Origin of the sequence: Aeromonas sp. QDB68 (genome assembly GCF_027707405.1) — a bacterium.
GTDB lineage: Bacteria > Pseudomonadota > Gammaproteobacteria > Enterobacterales > Aeromonadaceae > Aeromonas > Aeromonas caviae.
On record NZ_JAPCIQ010000164.1, the window covers coordinates 1 to 4,547 of the forward strand.

5 protein-coding genes are annotated in these 4,547 nt (G+C 40.0%); 1 reads left to right on the plus strand and 4 read right to left on the minus strand.

Features of this window, described 5'->3' with window-relative positions:
* Nucleotides 1-22 precede the first annotated feature (22 nt).
* On the plus strand, nt 23-151 hold the full coding sequence (locus PG892_RS21665) for an antitoxin Xre/MbcA/ParS toxin-binding domain-containing protein (RefSeq protein ID WP_235462802.1): 129 nt from the start codon (nt 23-25) through the stop codon (nt 149-151).
* 84 nt (nt 152-235) lie between these two features.
* Here PG892_RS21665 and PG892_RS21670 read toward each other — a convergent pair whose 3' ends face one another.
* From PG892_RS21670 to PG892_RS21685, 4 genes are all read right to left on the minus strand, one after another.
* Complete coding sequence (locus PG892_RS21670) at nt 236-2,455, minus strand: AAA family ATPase (protein WP_134997594.1); 2,220 nt, start codon at nt 2,453-2,455, stop codon at nt 236-238.
* Complete coding sequence (locus PG892_RS21675) at nt 2,452-2,958, minus strand: hypothetical protein (protein WP_134997595.1); 507 nt, start codon at nt 2,956-2,958, stop codon at nt 2,452-2,454. Before PG892_RS21675 ends, PG892_RS21670 begins: the two co-directional genes overlap by 4 nt.
* Nucleotides 2,955-3,374, minus strand: coding sequence for a hypothetical protein (locus tag PG892_RS21680; RefSeq protein ID WP_134997596.1), 420 nt, complete (start codon nt 3,372-3,374; stop codon nt 2,955-2,957). Before PG892_RS21680 ends, PG892_RS21675 begins: the two co-directional genes overlap by 4 nt.
* Nucleotides 3,371-4,547 (minus strand): integrase (locus tag PG892_RS21685; protein ID WP_270825843.1); only part of this gene is annotated, 1,177 nt, incomplete at its 5' end. The genes PG892_RS21685 and PG892_RS21680, both read right to left, overlap by 4 nt.

Below are 4,547 nucleotides of genomic sequence, written 5' to 3' on the forward strand. Positions count from 1 at the left end.
TGCTATGGCTATGGCTATGGCTATGGCTTGGTTACATTGCCCTGCAAAAGGGCTGGGAGGTGAGATACCTATGAATATCTTGACTACACCAAGCGGTGTCCAAGCCGTGGTCGATCTCATTGGTCGGATTGAACATGGGGTTATTGCCTGAACCCGTTCGCTCAGAATCGGTCTTTGATATGATAAGTGACTCAAACTCTGGGTAGCTATTCACCAATAGCTAAAGGAAGGCCTGCTATTTTTTTAATAGCAACGCCTTCACCTTATGTCCAAGATCAACATTTCGTTTGCTTGCTGACTCATGCGTTAGAGCTTGGCTCAGAATATTCAAAGGCCCGATCAAGTAGACCTTTTCTACGGCTCGTGTAATCGCGGTATAACACATTGTTCGATCAATGTTTGGGGCCTTATCCAGAACAATGATGACTTGTTTAAACTGTGAACCCTGACTCTTGTGAATTGTCATAGCATAAGCATGGCGAAGGGCATTGATTATATCCAACGAGATCTCTCGTTCTATGCCGTCATCCCACAGTATCTTACCAAAGCTAGTCAAAGATTCATCGTTGTCATCATTCTTTAGAATTTTCATTACGTTGTAAACTTGGCAAATGTGTCCTGTGGAACCATTCATCAGGTCATGGTCGTAAAGGTTGGAGCAGCACATTACTTTGTCATGTAGTTTAAACTCAGTATCTAAATATCGATTTACTTCTTCTATGAATACTCTTAATGGCTTGCTTTTATTAAATGCTACGCAGCGTTTATTTATATCATTAACCATTTTGGTTGTAGCGCAAATTATTTGTGTTTCATCAGGTTTTTCTAAATATATTGAGACTGCTCTCCTTTGAATTGCATTAGTTCCATTTATATCAATATGGACGACATCATCGTAGCTAAATGTTGGAAGAACACCATTACGGATAGCGGCTGAGATAGCCGGAATATTTGAGAGTCTATCTTGCCGACGAACCTCTGTTAATGTGATTTTGGGAATGTCGTGCATTGGCACCAGTTCATGGAAAACAAGACCAAAATCTACAGGTGGGAGCTGCCCAATATCGCCTAACATGATTACATGTGCAGAATTAGGAACACATCTCAATAGGCGGTACATACTAGGTAAGTCTACCATTGAGCTTTCATCGACAACAATAACAAGTTGTCTGCCTTCATAATCTTTAGCATTGAAATTTCTAATAAATCTTGCGATAGTATAAGCCTCTTGATTTGTTGCCTCTGCCATCCTTTTTGCTGCTTTGCCTGCAAGTGCGACTTGTACTGGTATTATATCTAACTTATGAAGCACTGAATAAAGCGCATCTAATAATGTAGTTTTACCTACACCTGCACCACCATTAATAATTAGAAAACGATGTTTTATAGCCCCAAAGATAGCTTCTTTTTGAAGAGAGCTTAAGTGAAAGCACTTTTTACTTTCGTATTGATTGATATAGAAGTTTATCCTTTTTTCATCGAGAGATAATTTACTCGGGGTTGTGATGAGGTTCACCAATCGCTGAGCAACATATGCTTCCATGGTGAAAGCACCTGCGCTCTGTAATTCATTATCACCAACCTCAAGGATATTTTCACACGATGTGGCGAGTGCGAATGCTTGATTAACATAGCACTCTGTTTTTTCTGGATTCATTGGGATATGCAAGAGTTGTTTCAGCCATATATCTAAATCATATCGTGTTGCTAATGTACTCCCGTTAGAAAGATGACAGTACAACGCCTCCTCGGCTGCTGCTGCGAACCTAATAGGAGCGTCCAATTGAAAGCCTAGAGCCAGTGAGATCCGATCACATTCATTAAAATCAACACCAAATGCTAATAATCGGTAAGGATCTTCGCTTATCTTACTTATGGTTTCCTGTTGATAATAATCTGATACCAAAAATGAGGTTGATACTGATAAGCCTAAATTTGCATTGCAGAATCGCATAGCATTAATATTTATATAGCTACGCCATGCATCGGCAGTATTTTTTGCAGTGTTTTCACTTAATATCTTACGCAGGCTTACAATATCCCCATTATCCAATATTTCAAATAGGGACTCACCAAATGTAGACCATAATTTACGGGCTTTCACTGGGCCAACACCTTTAAATCTGGTGTGACTGCCTAACATAAGTGCGATCTGCTCCCCTGATGGCCTAATAAGGTCTAGGTATTGAGGGGTGATTACAGTGAGAATACCTCCGTGCTCTACTCGTCTACTATACTGCTTTTTGACAGCTAATTTAACCAATGCACCCTTTGCCAATATTAGTGATAGGCGCTCACTGTTATGTTCATTTATGTGAATGATGTAGTTCTGCTTGTAATTGCAGTTACGTAGAGTGTCAGGATCTATCTGTACAGCATGAAATGATCGACCTTTTCTGGATGAATATGGTGATCTTGTGATGCGGAAAAACCTCTCTTGCCCGAAGTCATTCATCTTGGCACCCGCTTAAATATTTCTAGCAATTCCATGCGATGCTGATCTCGATGTGAATTTGATTGAAGAGATTTATATTCCTGCTTCAATCCTTCTAGATGAGATTCTAGTTCTGCAACCCGTAGCTGTAATTGGCGAATCATTTTATCTTTCTCTTGAATGCTCTTTTCTAGCGGGCTGTATCGATTTGCGGGTGTTTTTGAAGTATCCCGAGCCTGGTAGGGCAGCTCCTGTAAGGTATTCTGTTCAGCTAGCCATTGAGCCTTACTTTTAAGGTACGCAACAATGTATTTGTTTTGGTAATAGCTAGAGCGAGATATGCCAATCTCTTTTATTATTGCAGTTGCATTTAAACTGCCATTTTCTATGAAGTTTTGCCATTCAGCAAGGTCAAGTGGCCCGACCAAATTTGCCACCTTAACTAGATTTTCACGCGCCTTGGCATGCATTCTATCGAGATCGAAATCTTCCAGTTCACGACTAATACTGAATGCTCTATTCATTTTTTAAGATCTTTCAATCTAGCTTTTGTCTTCATAGAGTGTGGGAGCGGTGCTTCCAACTCCTCAATGGACATACCATGACTTGTTGCATTGGCGAACCAGCGAACAAAAGTCTCATCATAGTCAGCTAATAGTTTTTTTAACTTGATATTTTCCTCTTTCACTTTATCAAGTTTTGATTGGGTTTCTTCTGCACGCCTGCCGATATTTTCTATTATGTTGCTACTTTGATTGGCTTCTTTATAAGCCTTAACAATAGATTCTTTTTTGGACAATGCTTGCCGAGTAAACCCTGTCTCCTGTTCTAGTTCCTTCCAGGTGACCTTATTCCTCCCACTGCGGGCAGCTAGGATTACGATGAGTTTGCAGAAGTCTTGCTCTAGTGCAGCTGTAATTTGTTTCTGTTCTTTTTTCATATTGCAACACACCCATTATTACCATTAGGAAAAACTTGCACTCGTTCGCCATCTGAAATTGAATTATCCTGCTCAATAGCGAGGGCTATACGACAACCATTTAATAGCTCTTCATGAGAACGTAGCCAGTTATTGGAGCCATGATATTCTGCGTCAACAGCTGCCTTAACATGCTGAATTCGAGTTTCTTGTTCATCTTGAAGTTTTTGTAAATGAATTATCTCTCCTTGTTTTCCTTTTATACGATAATACTCAGAGCACCCACGGACGCATGCATAGTATTTTCCACATGGAGAGTCACTATAGTCATGTTTACATAAGCCAATTGCAGTGATAAGTGTTGTGCCAATGTCTTCTATCGTTTCAAGAACCTCATCACGATCAACCAGCGTAAAGATCACTGATGCCTCTTTTGCTTGCTCTGGTGTTATATTTGAGGCGGCAAAGAGTATGTCTGCGTTATCCATGACTCTTTTAGCTGGATTAGTGTGGTCATAGGCTATATTGTCTGGAGTATACTTTCGCCCAAAGTAGCGAGCAACCTCTATAGGAGTTACTGAATCTGAGATCTCCAGCATAGTGCCTAGAAAGTGACGAAATTGATGTGATGTCAGCCGGATTTGTTCACCTTGATAGCACAGATGTTTGCGTTCAAATATATTTTTGATACCAAGTTCAGGGCGACCTGAAATATAGTCTGATATCTGAGTATGCGTTATCATTGTGAATTCCCAGGGCTCTGTGCTCTTATCAGAATGATGGCGCTGATGTTGGGTAACAAATATTAGTTTATCTGGGCAATCAGCCACACTTAACACTGACATCTGTTTCCATAATTCATCGATAGACTTCTTCGCTAATGAAAATGTTTTTTCCTTTAAGTCTACTGAGTGGAATGCGGCCGCATTTTTACCTGTATTTGGATTCAGTTTATTAGTCAGATTAACATTTCTTTTCTTTAGATAGGATAATAGATTTGAACGTGATGACCAGTTTAATCTTTCCCAAATGTCAGTGACAAACAGCTCACAATCTTCGGTGATAATTGGGAAGAAGTCGTATTTTCCATTAATGACACATTTAATCGTGTCACGTACAGGTGCTAATATTTCAAGTGCGCTAGTCAGACCTTTTTGTAGAATCGGCAGCAGGCTTGAGGCTATAGCCTTGGTC